Raw genomic sequence first — 18,132 nt, 5'->3', positions numbered from 1 at the left:
GGGGATCGGCGGCTGTTCTGGAACGGCGACAGGCGTCTCGGTGCTCCTGGGCTGAACGGTCGGCTGTGCCGGCGCTTCGGTCTTGGGAGCCACGCTCTGATCATCGGGGCGAGGGGCGCCGGCCACCAGTATGTCCGGGGTGACCGCCTGCGGTTTGACAGGTTCCGGCAAAGGCTTGAGCGGCGGCTTTGCCGCTTCCGCGGCAGGTTGGGAGGCCTCCGTTGGCTGCGACGGCTTGGGCGGCGTTGCCGGCTGTGGTTTGGCCGGTTGCGGGCTGGGCACCAGTGCAACGTTTATTGCCGTCGGGTCCTTGTCCAGCGCGCTGCCGACCACGTTGGTGCCCGACTGATCACTGCCTTCCGGCTGCTCGGCATTCTGGGAACTCGAAATCCCCGAAGGCGAGATCAGAAAAGCCGCCGCCACGGCGGCATGGAGCGCGCAGGAGACGACGATCGCCGCCGTCCATTTGCGGTTCCAGGCCGACGGCCGCGGCAGCGCGAGCGGCTCGGTTGGCTCTATCGCCAGCTCGGCGCCGGCTTCGGAAAGGGGGCTGATATCCTGCATGTCTCGCCGCGAGACCTGCAGCGACAAGAGCAGAATTGTCAAATCAAGATCGTTCGCTCGCAGCGGCAGTCGGCAGTGGCCGGCAGCTGGCCACACCGTTTTGTTTTGCAGGAATGCGGGATGCAGTCCCACCTCAGACGCCGAAGGCGATACCGGTCTTGGTGTCCGTCTTCAGCTTGCGCATGCAGGCGTTCGGTTCGACGCCGGTACCGGTGCATTCGGTCGCGCTGTTGATCAGCACGCGGCTGACTTTCGAGCACTCGGTGCCGGCCAGATCGAAACGCGTCACCTTGGTCTTGCCGGCCGGCAATTCCTTGAAATCGAGCACGGTCAGCCGGTCGACGACGCCTGCCTCGTTGAACAAGGCGATCTCGAAGGCAGCCTTGGACAGGTCGGCGCCGAGATTGTTGTTGACCACGAACCTCAGGCGGCAACCCTTGTCGGAAGGTTGCGCGCCATTGAGTTCCAGGGTGAGCGTGGGGGCCGGCGCGGACTCTTGCGCCCACGCCGAAACCATCGCAAGCGACATCGCCAGCATCGAGGTCAGCAGACGAAGGGGTGTCGTCAAGCTCGTCATGGCAATCAGCCTCCAAACCGCATCGTTGCCGCCAGCTTCAGCGTTATGCCGGGCTCGTAGGCCGCGAAAACCGGCTGCGGCGGCTGGCCAGCCGTGGTCAGGTTAAGCGGGTTGGCGTATTTGACATCGAACAGATTGTCGGCGCGGAAATCAATCTTCAAATTGTCCGTCGCCTGGTAGCTGGCAAAGGCATTGACCAGCGTGTAGTCCTCGGCGATCGGATTGCCCTTGGGCTTGCCATTGTATTGCACTTCGCCGCCGACGGTCAGCTTGTCCTCGAGGAAGCGCAAGCCGAGCTGCGCGGTGACCTGGGATGATGGGATCGTGGCGAGATCCGCTTCCACACCCTTGTAGGAAATGGTGTGACCATTGGTGATTGAAGCCGAGAGGCCGGCATAGCCCCATCCGGCATCATAGACGCCCTCCAGTTCGAAGCCGTCGATCTTGGCCTTGGCAAAATTCTGGTACTGGAAGCATATCGGGATACCGGGTCCGCTCGGGCAACCGGCTGTCGGGTCAAACCGCGACAGGGTAACGCCATCGATGTAATCTTCGACATCATTGTTGAAATACGCTGCCTTGATGCGCAGCGCATCGCCGGCTTCGAGGATGTCGTTCTGCTTGTAGTTGACGCCGAATTCGACGGTCTTTCCAGTCTCCGGCCGCAGATTGGGATTGGGCAGGAACGGAAAGCTGACGCCTGCCGGATGATTGCCGCTGATCAGCGTCTCGGCGATCGATGGCGAGCGATAGCCCTCGGCATAGGTGCCATAAAACTGAAGGCCGGCAAGGCCTGCGGATTCGAACGGGGAGACGCCGACGGTGATGCGCGGCGATACCCTGTCGCCGGAAATGTCGTGGGTGTCATCTTTGAGACTGTAGTTGTCGTAACGCAGCCCGGCGATGACTTCGAGCCACTCCCAGGTGAGCTTGTCCTGGACATAGGCGCCCGAAACGTTGCGCTTGCCCGAAGGCGTGTAGAAACTGTCGCCACCAGCCGCGCCGCCGGTCTCGACGTTATCGCCGACCCAGTCGCCGCCATAGGTCAGCTCGTGCGCGATCCCACTCGTCTCGAACCGGGACGTGTTCCAGATGTCGATGCCGGTGGTGCCGACGTCGAATGTCGACTGCGATCCCGCCGGCAAGACAACGGGAAGGCCGGTGACCGGATCAAAGCGGTTTTGCGGGACAAGGCTGGTCAGATCGAGGTTGGTCTTGTTGTAGGAGGTGTTGATGTGGAGATCGAGCCAGCTCTTGTCCTCATCCGTGATGTTGTAGCGCGCCGTGAAGGTGTTCGACTTCAGGTCGACGTCATTGACCGGCGCACCGCCGCTGATCTCGTTCCAGCCATCGCTTGAGCCGACCCAGCCGAGCTTCAGTTCGCTGTTGTCGGTCGGGCGTATGCTGGTCTTGAGCAGTCCGCTCAGCACGTCGAAGCCGGTGCCCTTGACGGTGTCGCCGCCGCCATCCTTGTAGTCGTCATAGTCGCGGTAGACGATGTTGCCCAGCACGTCCCAATTCTCGTTAATGCGGTAGGCGCCGGATGCACTTGTGGTCCAGCCCTTGCCGTTGCTCTCATAGCGTCCCGTGACGGAACCGGCCCATGTCTCGTCAGGCTTGAGGAAATCCTCGGCATCCTTGGTGTCGAAGAAGACGACGCCGCCGATGGCGCCCGAGCCGTAGGTGTTGGCTACAGGACCACGGATAACATCCACGGATTTGACGAGTTCGGGGTCGATGTAGAAGGTCGACTGCGTGCCGTGGTCGGAGCGCTGGAAATTCTGTCGTGCGCCGTCGACGATGACTGCGACGCGACCGAAATCCTGCAGGCCGCGGATGTTGATGCTGGTGCTGACGCGCCTGGCGTCGGCCTGCGCCGCGACACCGGGCACGCCGAGCAGCATCTCATTGGGCGTCGTCGCCATGCGGCGGTCGAGCTGTTCCTGGCCGATATGGCTGGCCGATGCCAGCGATTCGATCGCCGTCTCGCCGGTGCGGCTGATGACGAGGATCTTGTCGAGCAGCGTTGCTCCCGCTGGTGCTGCCTTTTCCTCTTCAGCCTTCTTCGTTTGATCTGTCGTCTGCGCCGCCTGCTGGGCGTTGGCCAGTTGCGCCGATAAGGCAATCGCCGCCACGCTTGCCAGCAATGCCGCCGCGCCGTTCGCCGCCGACCGGCCGCGCCATTCCCAAGTCACAAACCCCATGCCCCAACTCCAAAGTCCAGGTTTCATGCTGGCTGGCCCGGGGCTGGCTGGCATTTTTGATCGTCGCCGACGTCTTAAATGTTGACTCATTTAATCCGGTATTGCACTGACTAGTAAACATGATTATTCAAGTCAAGAAATGAATCGGATTACGCAACGCCTAGCCAGACGCCCGGCACAGGAAAGGGATCCATCCAGATGAACACCCACAATCCCAACGATTTTCGCTATCGCGTCCGCCGTCCCGACGATGCCTCCCCCCATTTCGACCGGGTTCCGCTGGCGGTACGAACCCTTTCCAGCAACACCCTGTTCCAGGGCGAGCACGAGATAGGCATCGAGCATCACGGTGCACTCTACCGGCTGAAAATCACCCGCCAGGGCAAGCTCATTCTCAACAAGTAAGACAAGGCAACAGGGACCGAGACATGGATCAGCGCGTAAAACCCGCCCCGCATGAAATCCGGCGGGCACGGACAGACAATCCGAAGACGCGCGAGCGTGATCTGGCTGCCCATCTCGGCATTTCGGAAGCCGAACTGGTCGCGGCGCATTGCGGCGACGGCGTCGTCCGCATCGAGCCGCGCGTCAACGATCTTCTGACCGGCCTCGAGGCCGTCGGCGAGGTCATGGCGCTGACCCGCAATGACAGCGCGGTGCACGAGAAGATCGGCGTCTATGACAAGGTCGTCACCGGCACCCACAATGCCATGGTGCTTGGCGAAAACATCGACTTGCGCATCTTCCCGAAGGTCTGGGCGCACGGCTTTGCCATCGAGAAGCGCGACGGCGACGAAATCCGCCGCAGCCTCCAGTTCTTCGATGCGGCAGGCGAGGCCGTGCACAAGGTGCATCTGCGGCCGGCCTCCAGCCTCTATGCCTATCAGAAGCTGGTCGCCGCGCTCGAATCGTCCAACCAGGAACCGACGGTCGACATCTCGGGGCCACTCCCCGATGACGAGATCCATGGCGACGAAGCGGCCGCCAATCTCGACGATCTGCGTGACCGCTGGAGCCGGCTGACCGACGTGCACCAGTTCTTTGGTATGCTGAAGACGCTGAAACTAAGCCGCCGGCAGGCGGTGCGCCTGGTTGGGCAGGACTATGCCTGGCAGCTCGACAATGAGGCGGTCCGGGCCATGTTTCATCATGCCGCGGAGGGCGAGATGCCGATCATGTGCTTTGTGGGAAACCGCGGCTGCATCCAGATCCATTCCGGTCCGATCAAGTCGATCAAGCCGATGGGACCATGGATCAACGTGCTGGACGAAACCTTCCACCTGCATCTGCGCACCGACCACATCCACGAGGTCTGGGCCGTGCGCAAGCCGACCAAGGACGGTCATGTCACCTCGCTCGAGGTCTATGACGCCGACGGCAAGATGATCATCCAGTTCTTCGGCAAGCGTCATGAAGGCGAAAGCGAGCGAGACGACTGGCGCTTCCTGGCGGAAAACCTGCCGCGCATCCCAAGCCCGACTGCAGCCTGAGAAAAAATGCTATGAGTGTTTTCCCAAGATTGTCGGCTGTGCGCGGATCTATTTTGGGGCCGGTGATCGGTCTCTCCATGGCTGTTATCGCACTGCAACCCGCCAGCGCCGCGGAAGGCACGGCCGTGTTTGCCGATCCTTCAAAGATCGTGGCCATTGGCGGCTCGATCACCGAGATCGTCTATGCTCTCGGCCAGGAAAAGCATCTGGTGGCACGCGATTCCACCAGCCGGTTCCCAAAGGCGGCGCTTGAGCTGCCCGATGTCGGCTATATGCGCGCGCTGTCGCCGGAGGGTGTGCTGTCGGTCGACCCGACCGGCATCCTGGCGCTGCATGGCAGCGGCCCCAAGGAAGCAGTCGATGTCTTGAAGAAGACGAGCGTGCCGTTCATCGAGGTGCCCGAGCACTACAGCCACGAAGGCATTCTCGAGAAGGTCCGCATCGTCGGCAAGGCGCTCGGCGTCGACGCCAAGGCCGAGGTGCTGGCCAAGGAGCTCGATGCCAAGCTCACGGCCGCCGAGAAGCAGACGGCTTCGATCAAGGAGCGCAAGCGCATCCTGTTCGTGCTGTCGATACAGGGTGGCAAGATTCTGGCGGCCGGCAGCGAGACCGCCGCCGACGGCATGGTCAAGCTGGCCGGCGGCGTCAACGCGGTCGAGGGCTTTTCCGGCTACAAGCAGATGTCCGACGAGGCGATCATAACCGCCAGGCCTGACGTGATCCTGATGATGAGCAATGCCGGGCCTCCGGTTTCGGACGACGAACTGTTCGTCAATCCGTCGATCGCCTCCACGCCGGCCGGAACGGCGCACAAGCTGATCCGCATCGACGGCGCCTATCTGCTCGGCTTCGGGCCGCGCACGGCTGATGCCATCCACGACCTCGCTGTCTCGCTTTATGGCGGGCAGGTCACGGACTGAGCAGGCAGATCATGGTCGATCAATCGATCGCCGGCCCGGTGATGGCAAGCGTATCCGAAGGCGACCGGTCGGGCCGCGCCCGCATCGTCATCCTTCTGCTGTGCCTGGGGCTCGCGGCTGCCGTTTTTCTGTCGCTGACATCGGGGGCTTCGGACGCATCGGCCGCCAACGTCATCGGGGGCTGGCTGTTCGGCGCAGTGCCTGACGACGCCGCGTTGAGCGCCCGCGACAGCCTGATCGTCTATGACATCCGCCTGCCGCGCGTCATCCTCGGCATGCTGGTCGGCGCGGCGCTCGCCGTCTCCGGCGCGGTCATGCAGGGGCTGTTCCGCAATCCGCTGGCGGACCCCGGCCTGATCGGCGTCTCGGCCGGCTCCAGCCTCGGCGCGGTTGCCGTCATCGTGCTCGGCGCGACGATATTGGCTCCGGTGACAGTCTTGCTCGGCACGCTTGCCCTGCCGCTGGCGGCCTTCTGTGGCGGGCTCGCCACCACGCTGATGCTCTATCAGGTCGCGACGCGGCGGGGGCAAACCTCGGTTGCCACAATGCTGCTCGCGGGCATCGCGCTGGCGGCGCTCGCCATGGCGCTGACCGGCATCCTTATCTTCATGGCCGACGATCGCCAGTTGCGCGACCTGACCTTCTGGCAACTCGGATCGCTCGGTGGTGCGACCTGGGCGAAGATCGCGTCGGTAGGGCCGATCATCGTCCTGGCGCTGGCGGCGATGCCGTTCCTGGCACGCGGCCTCAACGCGCTGGCGCTTGGCGAGGCGACCGCCGGCCATCTCGGCATTCCGGTGCAGCGGCTGAAATACACGGCCATCGTCGGCGTCCCCGCCGCGGTCGGCGCATCCGTCGCCGTCAGCGGCGGCATCGGCTTCGTCGGCATCGTGGTGCCGCATCTGCTGCGCCTGCTGATTGGTCCGGACAATCGCTATCTGCTGCCGGCGTCGGCGCTGCTCGGCGCCTCGCTGCTGCTTCTGGCCGATGCGGTCGCACGCACCATCGTTGCGCCGGCCGAACTGCCGATAGGCATCGTCACCGCGATAGCGGGCGCGCCGTTCTTCCTTTGGATCCTGCTGCGCAAGCGCGGCGTGGTTGATTTGTGAGGCTTGATGATCGAGGCAAAGGATGTTTCGGTTGATATCGCCGGCAAGCCTATCGTCAGTGGTGTCGATTTCCACGCGCGGCCCGGCGAGATCGCCGCCGTCGTCGGCCCCAATGGTTCGGGCAAGACGACCTTCCTCAAAGCGCTCTCCGGCGAGCTCGCCTATACCGGCCGCGTTGCCCTCAACGGCCGAGATCTCTCGACGATGAAGCCGGCCGAGGCAGCCGTCCATCGCGCGGTGCTGCCGCAGGCGACGACGCTGTCGTTCCCGTTCACCGTGCGGGAAGTGGTCAAGCTTGGTCTTGTCGGCGGCCGTTCGGGCGCCTTGCCGGGCGAGGATGCGCGGCTGCCGGAACGGGCGCTGGCGCGTGTCGATCTCGACGGCTTTGCCGGCCGTTTCTACCAGGAGCTTTCCGGCGGGGAGCAACAGCGCGTTCAGTTGGCGCGCGTGCTATGCCAGGTCTGGGCGCCGGTGCTCGACGGCAAGCCGCGCTTTCTGTTCCTCGACGAGCCAGTGTCCAGCCTCGACATCAAGCACCAGCTGATCATCATGAACATTGCCCGCGACTTCGCCAGAAGGGGCGGTGGCGTGGTCGCCATCCTGCATGACCTCAATCTGACGGCCATGTATGCGGAGCGGATCTTCGTCATGCATCGCGGCCGGCTGGCCGCCGCCGGATCGCCGCGGGACGTGCTGAGCGATGATCTGATCGAGAAAGTGTTCGACTGCCGGCTCAAGGTCGGCGTGCTGCCGGCGGGCAATATGCCGTTCGTGCTGCCGCAGTCGGCGGTCTATTGATATTCAGGTGAGGCCGGGCCTGCGAATGGCGGTTTCCTGCGCTTCTCCCGCCAATTGTCGAAGTCGGCGCCGCCCCTCATTGCCCTGCCGGGCATTTCTCTCCGCAGAACGGGGAGAAATACGCTAGGCAGCCGGGGCGCGGCGCTCCATCAGCATGTCGATGCCGAGCAGGTTGCGTACATTCGGCCGCGCCGCTACCAGATCGGCGATCGTATAGCGGGCGAGCACTGCGAAAAACGCATTCAGGGCCTCGCGCAGCGCCGAGTTCAGCGCGCAGCTGTCGACGAGCGGGCATTCGGCGGCATCGTTCTCGAAGCATTCGGCCATGGCGAAGCTCTCTTCCGTCACGCGCACGACATCGAACAGGCTGATGGCTTCGGCCGCCCGGCCAAGCTTGACGCCGCCATTCCTGCCACGCACGGTCTGGACGAGGCCGTGCTCGACCAGCGGCTGCAGGATCTTGAACAGGAAAAGCTCCGACACAGAATAGGCGGCCGCGATCTCGGGAATACGGCTCAATCGGTCGTCATTTGCCGCGCAATACATCAAGATGCGCATGGCATAGTTGGTCTGGCGCGTAAGCCGCATATTGTCCTCACAAGGCACTGGGGCGGTGCAACCCACGCCAGATCTGGAAATTTTGCTGATGCGGCTTTGACCCGAAATTCCGGATTCGCCACATTGGCCCAGGCGGAATATGGCCTATACCTTGGAATAATTCCAGACTAGCTTGGCGCGATAGATGAATTTTCTCCTCAACTTTGTGTGCGCAGCCGGGCAAGATGCCGGGCGAAACCGGCTGTCGCGGGTATTTCGGCCGTCGGAACACTAGATAGGCTGAGATCGACGAGGAGCGGCTCACCCATGTCACAATCGGCTTCGCCCTTGACGCCGGTCCGTTTCGATGCCGAAGCGGATGCGAAGCTTTCCGCGTTGCGGCGGACGAAATTCCTCGCGGCGGCCGCGCTGGCGCTTTGCGTACTGGTGTTTGCGCTCGCCAAATCGTTCGAGCACATCCATGCGTGGCTCGGCTTCGTCGCTGCCTTTGCCGAGGCGGCGACCATCGGCGGCCTCGCCGACTGGTACGCGGTGGTGGCGCTGTTTCGAAGGCCGCTGGGGCTGCCGATCCCGCACACCGCCATTATCCCCGAGAACCAGAACCGCATCGCCGACAATCTCGGCCGCTTCATCGAGGTCAACTTTCTGGCGCCCGAACCGGTGCGTGAAAAGCTTGCCGAGGTCGATTTTTCGGCGCTGGTCGCCGATTGGCTGGCCGATACGGAGCGCGCCGCCGGCCTGTCGCGCTTCATCGTGCGGCTGGTGCCGCAGACGCTTGCGGCGATAGAGCAATCCGGCCTGCGCGGCTTCGTCACCAGCCGCATGCTCGAACAGATCGAAAAGGTGCCGCTGGCGCCGCTGGCCGCCGAACTGCTCTCGGCGCTTACCGATGATCGCCGCCATCAGAAATTGTTCGACGAATTCACCAAGGTGATCGGGCGGTTCCTCAATGACGAAAAAGCGCTGGCAACGATGCGCGAAAAAATCCGCGAGGAACTGCCGTCGCTGTTCAACCTGTTCCGCGCCGACGCCTATCTCCTGAAGAAGATCGTCGCCTCGGCGGGCTCGCTGCTCGACGAAGTGAGGGCCGATCCCGACCACCCGCTGCGCGCCGAATTCGACAGCTTCGCCCAAGGCTTCATCGATAAGCTGAGGACATCGAAACAATACGCCAAACGGGCCGAAAAGCTGAAGCGCGACTTCCTGGGCCGGCCGGAGGTCAAGGGATTGGCCGGCGACATGTGGGCAAGCCTCAGCCAGTTCATCGAGCAGGATGCCAAGGCGCCGAATTCGGTCATCCGTGCGCACCTCGCCAACATGTTCGTCGAGGTCGGCCGGCATCTTGCCGGCGATGCGCAGATCCGGGCCGACATGAACCAGGGGTTCGTGGTGGCGCTGGCGTCGTTCGTGGAGAGCCAGAAGGCCGGCGTGTCGACATTCATCGCCGACCAGGTCAAACGCTGGGACCTCGCGCAACTGACGCGGCTGATCGAGATGAACATCGGCCGGGACCTGCAGTACATCCGCTTCAACGGCATGATCATCGGCGGCCTCGCCGGTGTCGTGCTCTATGTGGCCGAGCGGCTGTTCCTCGTGAATTGATGCGCGGCCAGACTGGCGCTCATTCCTCCGCGTCCGAATGGACTCACGGCACGCGAGTGTTATTCTCCATCCGAGGGTGCCCGCATCCGCGGCAAAGGGGAGCAAACAAGCATGGCAAAACAACCGGAATCCGATTCCTTCATGGACATGTTCGGCAGGTTCGGCCGCGACCTGAAGGTGCCGAATGTCGATGTCGAGGCGATCCTCGCCCATCATCGCAAGAACCTCGAAGCGCTGGAGAAATCGGCACGAGCCGGTGCCGCCGGCGCCACCTCGCTGTTGTCCCGGCAGCGCGAGATGCTGCAGGATACGCTGCGCGAGGTCACCGATATGGCGCAAAGCTACAGGGCGCCGGGCAATCCGCAGGAACTGATGGCCAAACAGACGGAGTTTGCCAGAAAGTCCTTCGAGGCCGCGTTGAAAAATGCCGGCGAAGTGGCTGAACTGGTCAAGAAATCCGGTGCCGAATCGGTCGACATCCTGCGCACCCGCATCAAGGAGGCGATGGAGGAAATCCGCGCCGGCTACGAGAAGAAGTAGCGGATGTGGCCGGGACCGGTTCATGGCTGCCGGCCGCCCTGAAGACCGGAAAGCCCGAGTTGGCCTGCGACTGCGCCGGCGGCGTGGCACGATTGCGGCCGAAATCGACGGAACGGATTCGTGTAGAGCGAATTGACAGAGGCCGTCAGTTCGTGGTCCGGAGGCTCTGGAAGCGATCGGGAAACCAGGAATGAACGAAATACGGCCTAAAACGCCGCCTACCTACGAGCAGTTGAGGACGATGGCCGGGCTGGAACTCGGCGTGTCGGAGTGGACGACGGTCGACCAGAACCGCATCGATCAGTTCGCTGAATGCACCGGCGACCATCAATGGATTCATGTCGACCCTGAAAGGGCGCGGCGGCAAAGCCCGTTCCGCACGACGATCGCGCATGGCTATCTGACGCTGTCGATCATCGGCGCGCTGGCGCTCGGCATGGGCATCGTGCCCGAGAATACGCAGGCCGCCTTCAATTATGGCTTCGACAAAGTACGCTTCCTGGCGCCGGTCAGGGTCGGCGCCCGCATCAGACTGCGCATCACGCTGCTGTCCATGGAGGACAGGGGCCCGGGCCAGTATCTGATGAAGGCGGCCAACACGGTCGAGATCGAAGGCGAGGAAAAGCCTGCCTTGACGGCGGAAACGCTGGTCATGCTCTATGAACGCCGCAAGCGGGCAGGTGCCTGAGCCTGTTTGGAATTCTACTCTCTGAGCGGTGTGCGCGTCACGAAGCCCTGGATTCTGCGCGGCCTGTGGCGCGGGCCGAGAGCAGTGCGAGGAACAGCGCAGCCAGCGCCAGCACCGTCGCCGTCTGAAAGGTGACCTGCATTCCCCGGGCGGCGGCCTCGGAACTCAGAAGACCAATGCCTTCGTGCCCTTCGGCCGATGCGACGGCGAATATGGCGCCCATCAACGAGGCGCCGGTGATGAGCCCGAGATTGCGCGAAAGGTTGAGCAGACCGGAGACGACGCCGCGCTGACCCGCGTCAACGCCGGTCATGACGGCTGCATTGTTCGACGTCTGGAACAGCGCGTAGCCGATGCAGGTGACGGTGATCGCAACGACATAGCCGGCAATGCCGAATCTGGTCACGGCGAGCGACAGCAGGAACGTGCCTGTCGTGAGGCTGAGCAGGCCTGCGACCATCATCCTATGAGCGCCGAAGCGGTCGGTCAGGCGTCCGGCCACCAGCGCCGACAAGGTCGAGACGAGCGGGCCGGTCGACAGCACCACACCCACCATTGCAGCATCCAGCCCGAGCCCGCGCGACAGGTAGAACGGAGCCACAACCAGCGTCGCCATCATCACCGTGGCGACGACGAGGCTCATGGCGAGACTGGCACTCAGCTGGAGATCGCGGAAGCTGGCAAGCCGGATCAAGGGGTTTTTCACTCTCGCCTGCGCGGCGGCGAAAAGAAAAACGCCGGTGCCTGCGGCGATCAGCAGGCCGATGTTGAGCGTGCCGAAATTGCCTCTGCCCAGCGTCATCGCCAGCGCATAGGCGGCCAACGTCAGGGCCAGCAGGGCGGTGCCCACGACATCGAACGTGCCTCGGTCGAGCCGCGCGGTTTTATTGCGTGCCGGCAGGGCACGCCAGGCAAGAGCGAAGGTGAGCACTCCCAGCGGGACATTGACGAGGAAGATCGCCCGCCAGCCGAAGCCGGTGATCAAAAGGCCGCCGAGCGAGGGGCCAAGTGTCGTGCCGATCGCGGACATGGCGCCGAGCAGGCCCATGGCGCCGCCGATTCTGTCTTTGGTCACGGTTTCGGCGACGAAGGCCAGCGTCAGCGCCATCATCAGCGCTGCGCCAAGTCCCTGCACGGCGCGTGCGGCAATCAGCAGCCAGAGTGTCGGCGCCAGGCCGCAGAGCACCGATGCGGACGTGAACAGCGCGATGCCCCCAAGCAGCAACGGTCGGCGCCCGAACATGTCGGCCAGCCGGCCGGCGCTGACGATCAGTGTGGTGATGGCGAGGAGATAGGCCAGAACAACCCATTGCACGGCCTGGAACGTCGCGCCGAAATTCTGCATCAGCGACGGCAGCCCGACGCTGGCAATGCTGGTTCCCAGCGACGACAGCAGTGTGGCGAGCGACAGGCTTGCCAACGCCCAGCCGGCGGATTGCATCCGTGGTGGCGCCGATGTCAGCGCGTCCGGATTTTGCTCAGCGATTGCCACGGCGATCTCCTTCCATCAGTCCCACAACCGGAACTGCTGGAGATCTAGTTCCTTGGCCAATGTGGCGGAAGGCGCAGCATTTGCATCTTATTCGTGCGTTTGGCGCCATATCATGTCATGATCTGCCGATGACATCACCCGATCTCAACTTACTGTTCGCTCTCGACGTCCTGCTGACCGAAGGCAGCGTGGCGCGCGCCGCCAGCCGCCTACGCCTCAGCCCTTCGGCGATGAGCCGCACGCTGGCGCGACTGCGCCAGGCGACGGGCGATCCGCTGCTGGTTCGCGCCGGTCGAGGCCTTGTGGCTACGCCGCGTGCGGAAGAACTGCGACAGCAGGTAGGCCCTGTCGTCCAGGATGCGGAGGCGATCCTGCGCCCTGCCACCTTGCTCGATCTCCCGAACCTGGACAGGGTCTTCACGCTGCGCACCAATGAGAGCTTCGTCGAAGAGTTCGCACCTCGTCTCGTTGCCCGTATCCAGGCCGATGCGCCCGGCGTGCGGCTGCGCTTTGCACCGAAGTCCGACCGGGACGTCATGTCGCTGCGCGACGCGGCGATCGATCTGGACATAGGCGTCGCTGGCGAGACCGGCCCGGAGGTGCGCATCCAGGCGCTGCTTCGCGACCGCTTCATCGGCGCCGTGCGAACGGGCCATCCCTTGACCGAGGGCGCGGTGACGCCTGAGCGCTATGCCGCAGGCCGACACATCAGCGTTTCACGGCGTGGCCGCGAGAAAGGGCCGATCGACGAGGCTTTGAACCGGCTCGGGCTGCGGCGGACCGTCGTGTGCATGGTTTCCGGTTTCTCGGCAGCCCTTGCCATGGCCCGCACATCAGACCTGATCGCCAGCGTTCCGGAGCGGCATACCGAGGGCGCACGCGCCGGCATGCGCAGTTTTCCCCTGCCGGTTGCCACCGCGGAAGTCACTATCTCCATGCTCTGGCATCCGCGCCTCGATGCCGATCCGGCGCAACGCTGGTTGCGCGACTGTGTGCGGGAGGTGTGTGCGGCGTCGCGCTGACAACGATGAGAAGCCTGCGCCAACCGCCCAGGCTTCTCATCTGTCCAGTCTATTCGGTTTGGCGTTTCTGCAAATGCCTCAGTGCGCTTAGTGTGAGCGTCGCCATGACCGAACAGTAGGCGACCAGCGGCCACGCCGTGTCTCCGCCGAGCAGGACGACGAACAACGTGCCGAAGATGCCGACGACAAGGCTCTGGATGCAGAAGTAGAGTGCGACTGCGGTTCCCGCGACATCGCCAAACGCCTCGAGTGCACCGTTTGCGGTGACTGAGACAATGAAGACGATACCCACGGCAACGACCCACATCGGCAAGATAAATGTCGCGAAGGAGGGCTGTGCGAACAGTTGCCCCACTGCCAATAGCGCCGCGCCGAACAGCAGCATCGCCATGCCCCTGATGGCACTGCCGGCGATGCCCCAGCTTGCAATGAACCTTCTGGCGAAACGGGTGGTGACGATCATCACCAGCGCCGCGGTGGCGAAGGCTAGACTGAAGCCGAACTGTGAAAAGCCGGCGCGATCCATGAGCACCCGTGGCGCAGTCGAAAAGAACACGAAGAAGGCGCCCATGGCGGCACTGAATGCAAGCGTGTAGGTCCAGAAGGCAAGACTGGAGAGAATGGGTCGAAGCGCCATTCGCCTGGTATCGCCATTCGAGGGGCGGGTTTCGTGCCATTTCGGCCATGCGTTGAGGGTAGCTGCCGTGGCCAGGACTCCGAGCGTCAGGAAGATCGCCCGCCAGCCGAAATTGTCGGCAATCAACGCACCGGCAACCGGCCCCAACGCCGGCACGAAAGCCAACATCGAGCTGAACAGGCCGTAAATGACGGCACTTTCGGGTCTTTGCGCATAGACGTCGCGAACCGTTGCGAAGGTTGCAACGAGAATGGCGGACGCACCAATGGACTGCATGACGCGCAGGACGACGAAGACAGCGGCCAGTGAGGTGCTGGCGAGCAGAAAGGAAGCGCCTGAAAACAAAAGCGCGCCACCGATCAGCACCGGGCGCCTGCCGATCCTGTCGGAAATCGGGCCGAAGACGACTTGGCCGAGCCCAAGACAGATCATGTAGAGGCTCAGCGTCAGCTGGATGACATCAGGCGATGTCTCGAGGATCCCCGGCATCGCCGGGACAATCGGGAGGTAGATGTCCATGGCCAGCGAGGCCAGGATGTCGAAGGGCGCCATCAGCACCATGGCTGCTGGCAGGGAAGTGGTCCATGTCGGGTTTTTTGGAAAAGGCATGATTGAACATCCGCTCAAATGGCTACATTTGGCGGCGATCTGCCGTTCTCAATGAAGATGGGAAATGACGGGCCGCCGCAACAACGAAGTGCTGTTGCGGCCTACTTGTCTGCTGACTTGCTGGTTCCCATAAACGCTATCCCGGAAAATGACGGCGCAGACATTCTCTCGAGTGCGCTCGCGTTTCCCTAGCAGCCGAAGGTTGCCCAGGCAACAGGATCAGCTTGATGCGCGTCAACGCGCCATCGCCGCCTCGAGCACCCTGAAAATCCGCTCGTCCGCGCATTGGGCAACGTTGAAGCGCAGGAAACGGCCAGCCGTTCCGGACAGGCTGAATGCGTTGCCGGGCGCCAGCACGATGTTGTCGGCCAGAGAGCGGCGGGCGACTTCGGCCGCATCGACGCCGTCCGGCAGACTGCACCACAGGAAGAGGCCAGCCGGCTGGTCGATCCACGGCGTGATGCCGATCGCTTTCAGGTGGGCGGCCGTCTCGCCCATGGCGCGCGCAAGCTTCGCGCGCAGCAAATCCATGTGCTTGCGGTAGCTGCCGTCCTTCAGCAACGTCAGCACCAGTTCGGCCGCGAGCCGCCCGCCGCCGAAGGTCGTGGCGATTTTGAGGTCGGTCAGGGGCTCGATCCAGTCGCGCGGTGCGGCGATGAAGCCGCAGCGAACCGATGCCGACAGCGTCTTGGAGAAGCTGCCGATATGGACAACGCGGTTGAGGCCATCGAACGCCGCCAGCCTGGGGGCGGGCGCATGTTCGAAATCGGCGAAGATGTCGTCCTCGACGATGGTCAATTGCGATTGGTCGGCGAGTTTCAGCAGCCGGTGCGCGGTGACTGGCGACAGCACCGCGCCGGTCGGATTGTGGATGCCGGAATTGGTGATGTAGAGGCGTGGCCGATGCTCGGCCAACGCCTGCGCGAACAGATCGATATCCGGCCCCGACGGCGTGTAGGGAACGCTGACGACCTTGGCCCGGTGAGCGCGCAACAGGGCGTGGAAGTTGAAGTAGCAGGGGTCGTCGACCAGCACGGTGTCGCCGGGCTCGATCAGGAACCGGCACAGGAGGTCGATGGCCTGCGTACCTGATTCCGTCAGCATGATCTGCTCGGGCGAGGCCTCGATGCCATGCCCGGCCATGCGCCGCGCCAGCAATTGCCGCAGCGGTGGCAGGCCGAGCGGCGTGCCGTAATCGGCCAGTGCGACATCGTCGGCACGCGCCACCGTGCGCAGCGCCCGGCGCAGCCCTGCCTGTGGCATCCATGAAGCGGGCAGCCAGCCACAGCCGGGCTTCAGCATGCCATCGCCGGCCTCCAGGGACTGTCGCGAGATCCAGAGCGGATCGACGGCGCGGTCGAGGCGGGGGCCGATTTCGGCCAGCGACAGCGGCGCCAGCGATCCGGCGGCATAGAAGCCGGAGCCCGGCCGCGAGCGGATCGCGCCTTCGGCGGCGAGCCGCTCATAGGCTTCGACCACGGTGGATTTGGACACTCGCATGGATTTGGCAAAGGCGCGGATCGACGGCAATTGCGCTCCCGGCGTCAGGCTGCGCGCCGCGATCCGCTGGCGGATCGTCGCCATGACGCCTTCGACCAGCGTACCGCCGCTCTCGCTTCCTGTAGTCTGCTTGTCCATCCGTACTGCTCTGCTGACTATGACAGTTTTGCATAATTGTACCGCATTGTCTCTGGCGATACTACCGGCTCCGCGCGATACGGAGCCGACAAACGGAGCATACGATGGACAAGACCGCGAGTGGCTGGATGAATGGATTCATCGGCGTGTTGATCTTCAGCGGCTCGCTGCCGGCGACGCGCGTGGCGGTCAGGGAATTCGATCCGACATTCCTGACCTCGGCCCGGGCGGCGATTGCCGGACTGCTTGGCCTTGCGCTGCTGCTCCTGTTTCGGCAGAAACGCCCGGAGCGCGGCGATCTGCTGTCGCTGGTGATCGTGGCACTTGGCGTGGTTGTCGGCTTTCCCTTGCTGACCGCGCTGGCGCTGAAGCACGTCACCACGGCCCATTCCATTATCTTCGTCGGCCTGCTGCCGCTGGCCACTGCGATATTCGGCGTGCTGCGCGGCGGCGATCGGCCGCGCCCGGCGTTCTGGTTGTTTTCATGCATAGGCAGTGCGCTGGTCGCGGGCTTTGCGCTGACGCAGGGCGTGACTGCCTCGCCGGTCGGCGACGGTCTGATGCTGGCTGCCATCATCGCTTGCGGCCTCGGCTATGCCGAGGGCGCCGCGCTGTCGCGCAGGCTCGGCGGCTGGCAAGTGATCTGCTGGGCGCTGGTGCTGTCGCTGCCGATCATGCTGGTGCTGACGCTGCTGACCATGCCGCCGTCGTTCGACGGCGTCGGCGTCAGTGCGTGGATGGGGCTTGCCTATGTCTCGCTGTTCAGCATGCTGATCGGCTTCGTGTTCTGGTATCGCGGCCTGGCGCAAGGCGGCATCGCCGCGGTCGGACAGTTGCAGCTGCTGCAGCCATTCTTCGGACTGGCACTGGCAGCGACGCTGCTGCACGAACAGGTCAGTTCGTTGATGGTGGTCGTCACGCTTGGCGTGGTGCTTTGCGTCGTAGGCGCCAAGCGATTCGCGAAGCAGGAATTGCCACGACGCGCGATCGCCTGACGACGGTGCCGTCCTCGCCTAAAACTTCGTCACCACCCCAATCCCAATGCCCTCGAAGCCGCCCATCGCCATCAGGGCCGCAGGCGCCTCGTCGAGACTGATCCTCTTGCCGACCAGCAGTTCGGGCTTCAGCTTGCCGTTGCGGATCATGTCCATCATCGCCTGGTAGCGGTAGGCCTGCATGCCGTGGCTGCCGAGGATTTCGAGCTCGAAGGCGATCACCTTGTCCATCGGCACCTGCGGCCGGGCATGCTCGCCCAGCATCAGGCCGACCTGCACATGGCGGCCGCGCCGGCGCAGATTGGATATCGAATTGAACGAGGTGGTGGGGTGGCCGAGCGCGTCCATCGACATATGCGCGCCGCCATTGGTGATCTGCTTGACCGCCTTGACCACGTTCGGCGTCGTAGATGCATTGATGGTGGCGACGGCGCCGATCTTTTTGGCGAAATCCAGTTTCTCGTCGGTGAGATCGATGGCGATGACATTGGCGCCCATGGCGCTGGCAATCATAATCGCCGACAGGCCGACGCCGCCGCAGCCATGCACCGCGACCCATTCGCCCGGCTTCACCCGGCCCTGGTCGACAATGGCTCGAAACGAAGTGACGAAGCGGCAGCCGAGGCTGGCGGCGGTGGCGAATTCCATCGCGTCGGGCAGGCGCACAAGATTGGTGTCGGCATGGTCGA

17 protein-coding genes and 1 pseudogene are annotated in these 18,132 nt (G+C 63.6%); 10 read left to right on the top strand and 8 right to left on the bottom strand.

All coding sequences use genetic code 11. The features are described from left to right. From EN994_RS01865 to EN994_RS01855, 3 genes and pseudogenes are all read right to left on the bottom strand, one after another. A pseudogene (locus EN994_RS01865) lies at positions 1-606 on the bottom strand (energy transducer TonB); the annotation flags it as partial. Positions 607-697: 91 nt separating this feature from the next. Then, positions 698-1,141, bottom strand: coding sequence for a hypothetical protein (locus EN994_RS01860; protein ID WP_063168170.1), 444 nt, complete (start codon positions 1,139-1,141; stop codon positions 698-700). 5 nt (positions 1,142-1,146) lie between these two features. Beyond that, positions 1,147-3,345, bottom strand: a complete 2,199-nt coding sequence (locus tag EN994_RS01855; RefSeq protein WP_082826469.1) for a TonB-dependent hemoglobin/transferrin/lactoferrin family receptor — start codon at positions 3,343-3,345, stop codon at positions 1,147-1,149. Between the two features lie 198 nt (positions 3,346-3,543). On the opposite strand from EN994_RS01855, the gene hemP reads away from it, so the two are divergent. Genes hemP through EN994_RS01830 form a run of 5 tightly spaced genes read left to right on the top strand, consistent with a single transcriptional unit; the run spans position 3,544 to position 7,662 of the window. Then, positions 3,544-3,750 carry a hemin uptake protein HemP gene (hemP, locus tag EN994_RS01850; protein ID WP_063168168.1) on the top strand — a complete coding sequence of 69 codons (207 nt, stop codon included), beginning with the start codon at positions 3,544-3,546 and terminating at the stop codon, positions 3,748-3,750. 23 nt (positions 3,751-3,773) lie between these two features. Beyond that, positions 3,774-4,835 carry a hemin-degrading factor gene (locus EN994_RS01845; RefSeq protein ID WP_063168167.1) on the top strand — a complete coding sequence of 354 codons (1,062 nt, stop codon included), beginning with the start codon at positions 3,774-3,776 and terminating at the stop codon, positions 4,833-4,835. Positions 4,836-4,846: 11 nt separating this feature from the next. Further along, positions 4,847-5,755 (top strand): hemin ABC transporter substrate-binding protein, encoded by a 909-nt coding sequence (locus tag EN994_RS01840; RefSeq protein ID WP_063168166.1) that lies wholly within the window; start codon positions 4,847-4,849, stop codon positions 5,753-5,755. Between the two features lie 11 nt (positions 5,756-5,766). After that, positions 5,767-6,864 (top strand): iron ABC transporter permease, encoded by a 1,098-nt coding sequence (locus EN994_RS01835; RefSeq protein ID WP_127307380.1) that lies wholly within the window; start codon positions 5,767-5,769, stop codon positions 6,862-6,864. 6 nt (positions 6,865-6,870) lie between these two features. After that, complete coding sequence (locus tag EN994_RS01830; protein WP_063168164.1) at positions 6,871-7,662, top strand: heme ABC transporter ATP-binding protein; 792 nt, start codon at positions 6,871-6,873, stop codon at positions 7,660-7,662. A 123-nt stretch (positions 7,663-7,785) separates the two neighbouring features. Here the strand turns inward: EN994_RS01830 and rirA are convergent, their stop codons facing one another. Further along, complete coding sequence (gene rirA / locus EN994_RS01825; protein ID WP_013531245.1) at positions 7,786-8,250, bottom strand: iron-responsive transcriptional regulator RirA; 465 nt, start codon at positions 8,248-8,250, stop codon at positions 7,786-7,788. A gap of 276 nt (positions 8,251-8,526) precedes the next feature. Here rirA and EN994_RS01820 point away from each other — a divergent pair, with 276 nt between their 5' ends. The 3 genes from EN994_RS01820 (at position 8,527) to EN994_RS01810 (ending at position 11,050) form a co-directional block, all read left to right on the top strand. Then, complete coding sequence (locus EN994_RS01820; RefSeq protein WP_063168163.1) at positions 8,527-9,822, top strand: DUF445 domain-containing protein; 1,296 nt, start codon at positions 8,527-8,529, stop codon at positions 9,820-9,822. Between the two features lie 111 nt (positions 9,823-9,933). Further along, on the top strand, positions 9,934-10,362 hold the full coding sequence (locus tag EN994_RS01815; RefSeq protein ID WP_024503818.1) for a phasin family protein: 429 nt from the start codon (positions 9,934-9,936) through the stop codon (positions 10,360-10,362). Positions 10,363-10,552: 190 nt separating this feature from the next. After that, positions 10,553-11,050 carry a MaoC family dehydratase gene (locus EN994_RS01810; protein WP_013531248.1) on the top strand — a complete coding sequence of 166 codons (498 nt, stop codon included), beginning with the start codon at positions 10,553-10,555 and terminating at the stop codon, positions 11,048-11,050. Between the two features lie 37 nt (positions 11,051-11,087). Here the strand turns inward: EN994_RS01810 and EN994_RS01805 are convergent, their stop codons facing one another. Next, positions 11,088-12,542 (bottom strand): MFS transporter, encoded by a 1,455-nt coding sequence (locus tag EN994_RS01805; protein ID WP_063168162.1) that lies wholly within the window; start codon positions 12,540-12,542, stop codon positions 11,088-11,090. A gap of 128 nt (positions 12,543-12,670) precedes the next feature. Between EN994_RS01805 and EN994_RS01800 the strand changes: the two genes are divergently transcribed. Then, entirely contained in the window at positions 12,671-13,564 is an 894-nt protein-coding gene (locus tag EN994_RS01800; RefSeq protein ID WP_063170254.1) for a LysR family transcriptional regulator, read from the top strand. A gap of 49 nt (positions 13,565-13,613) precedes the next feature. Here EN994_RS01800 and cml read toward each other — a convergent pair whose 3' ends face one another. Both cml and EN994_RS01790 read right to left on the bottom strand, forming a co-directional pair. Then, entirely contained in the window at positions 13,614-14,810 is a 1,197-nt protein-coding gene (gene cml / locus EN994_RS01795; protein WP_063168161.1) for a CmlA/FloR family chloramphenicol efflux MFS transporter, read from the bottom strand. Between the two features lie 234 nt (positions 14,811-15,044). After that, a complete protein-coding gene (locus EN994_RS01790; protein ID WP_063168160.1) occupies positions 15,045-16,448 on the bottom strand; it encodes a PLP-dependent aminotransferase family protein in 1,404 nt (467 codons plus the stop codon). 104 nt (positions 16,449-16,552) lie between these two features. Here EN994_RS01790 and EN994_RS01785 point away from each other — a divergent pair, with 104 nt between their 5' ends. Further along, complete coding sequence (locus EN994_RS01785; protein ID WP_063168159.1) at positions 16,553-17,443, top strand: DMT family transporter; 891 nt, start codon at positions 16,553-16,555, stop codon at positions 17,441-17,443. 18 nt (positions 17,444-17,461) lie between these two features. Here EN994_RS01785 and EN994_RS01780 read toward each other — a convergent pair. After that, the coding region (locus EN994_RS01780) for a zinc-binding dehydrogenase (protein ID WP_164745787.1) at positions 17,462-18,132 on the bottom strand (671 nt) is incomplete at its 5' end.

Origin of the sequence: Mesorhizobium sp. M7A.F.Ca.CA.002.09.1.1 (genome assembly GCF_003998555.1) — a bacterium.
GTDB classification, from domain to species: domain Bacteria; phylum Pseudomonadota; class Alphaproteobacteria; order Rhizobiales; family Rhizobiaceae; genus Mesorhizobium; species Mesorhizobium ciceri.
This window is presented reverse-complemented; position numbering and strand designations above follow the sequence as displayed.

Bases quoted from the DNA above. Each gene is read 5' to 3' on its own strand.
- EN994_RS01820 (WP_063168163.1), top strand. From the start codon at position 8,527: ATGTCACAATCGGCTTCGCCCTTGACGCCGGTCCGTTTCGATGCCGAA.
- EN994_RS01855 (WP_082826469.1), bottom strand. From the start codon at position 3,345: ATGGGGTTTGTGACTTGGGAATGGCGCGGCCGGTCGGCGGCGAACGGC.
- EN994_RS01840 (WP_063168166.1), top strand. From the start codon at position 4,847: ATGAGTGTTTTCCCAAGATTGTCGGCTGTGCGCGGATCTATTTTGGGG.
- EN994_RS01815 (WP_024503818.1), top strand. From the start codon at position 9,934: ATGGCAAAACAACCGGAATCCGATTCCTTCATGGACATGTTCGGCAGG.
- EN994_RS01845 (WP_063168167.1), top strand. From the start codon at position 3,774: ATGGATCAGCGCGTAAAACCCGCCCCGCATGAAATCCGGCGGGCACGG.
- rirA (WP_013531245.1), bottom strand. From the start codon at position 8,250: ATGCGGCTTACGCGCCAGACCAACTATGCCATGCGCATCTTGATGTAT.
- EN994_RS01810 (WP_013531248.1), top strand. From the start codon at position 10,553: ATGAACGAAATACGGCCTAAAACGCCGCCTACCTACGAGCAGTTGAGG.
- EN994_RS01830 (WP_063168164.1), top strand. From the start codon at position 6,871: ATGATCGAGGCAAAGGATGTTTCGGTTGATATCGCCGGCAAGCCTATC.
- EN994_RS01785 (WP_063168159.1), top strand. From the start codon at position 16,553: ATGGACAAGACCGCGAGTGGCTGGATGAATGGATTCATCGGCGTGTTG.
- EN994_RS01835 (WP_127307380.1), top strand. From the start codon at position 5,767: ATGGTCGATCAATCGATCGCCGGCCCGGTGATGGCAAGCGTATCCGAA.
- hemP (WP_063168168.1), top strand. From the start codon at position 3,544: ATGAACACCCACAATCCCAACGATTTTCGCTATCGCGTCCGCCGTCCC.
- cml (WP_063168161.1), bottom strand. From the start codon at position 14,810: ATGCCTTTTCCAAAAAACCCGACATGGACCACTTCCCTGCCAGCAGCC.
- EN994_RS01860 (WP_063168170.1), bottom strand. From the start codon at position 1,141: ATGACGAGCTTGACGACACCCCTTCGTCTGCTGACCTCGATGCTGGCG.
- EN994_RS01800 (WP_063170254.1), top strand. From the start codon at position 12,671: ATGACATCACCCGATCTCAACTTACTGTTCGCTCTCGACGTCCTGCTG.
- EN994_RS01790 (WP_063168160.1), bottom strand. From the start codon at position 16,448: ATGGACAAGCAGACTACAGGAAGCGAGAGCGGCGGTACGCTGGTCGAA.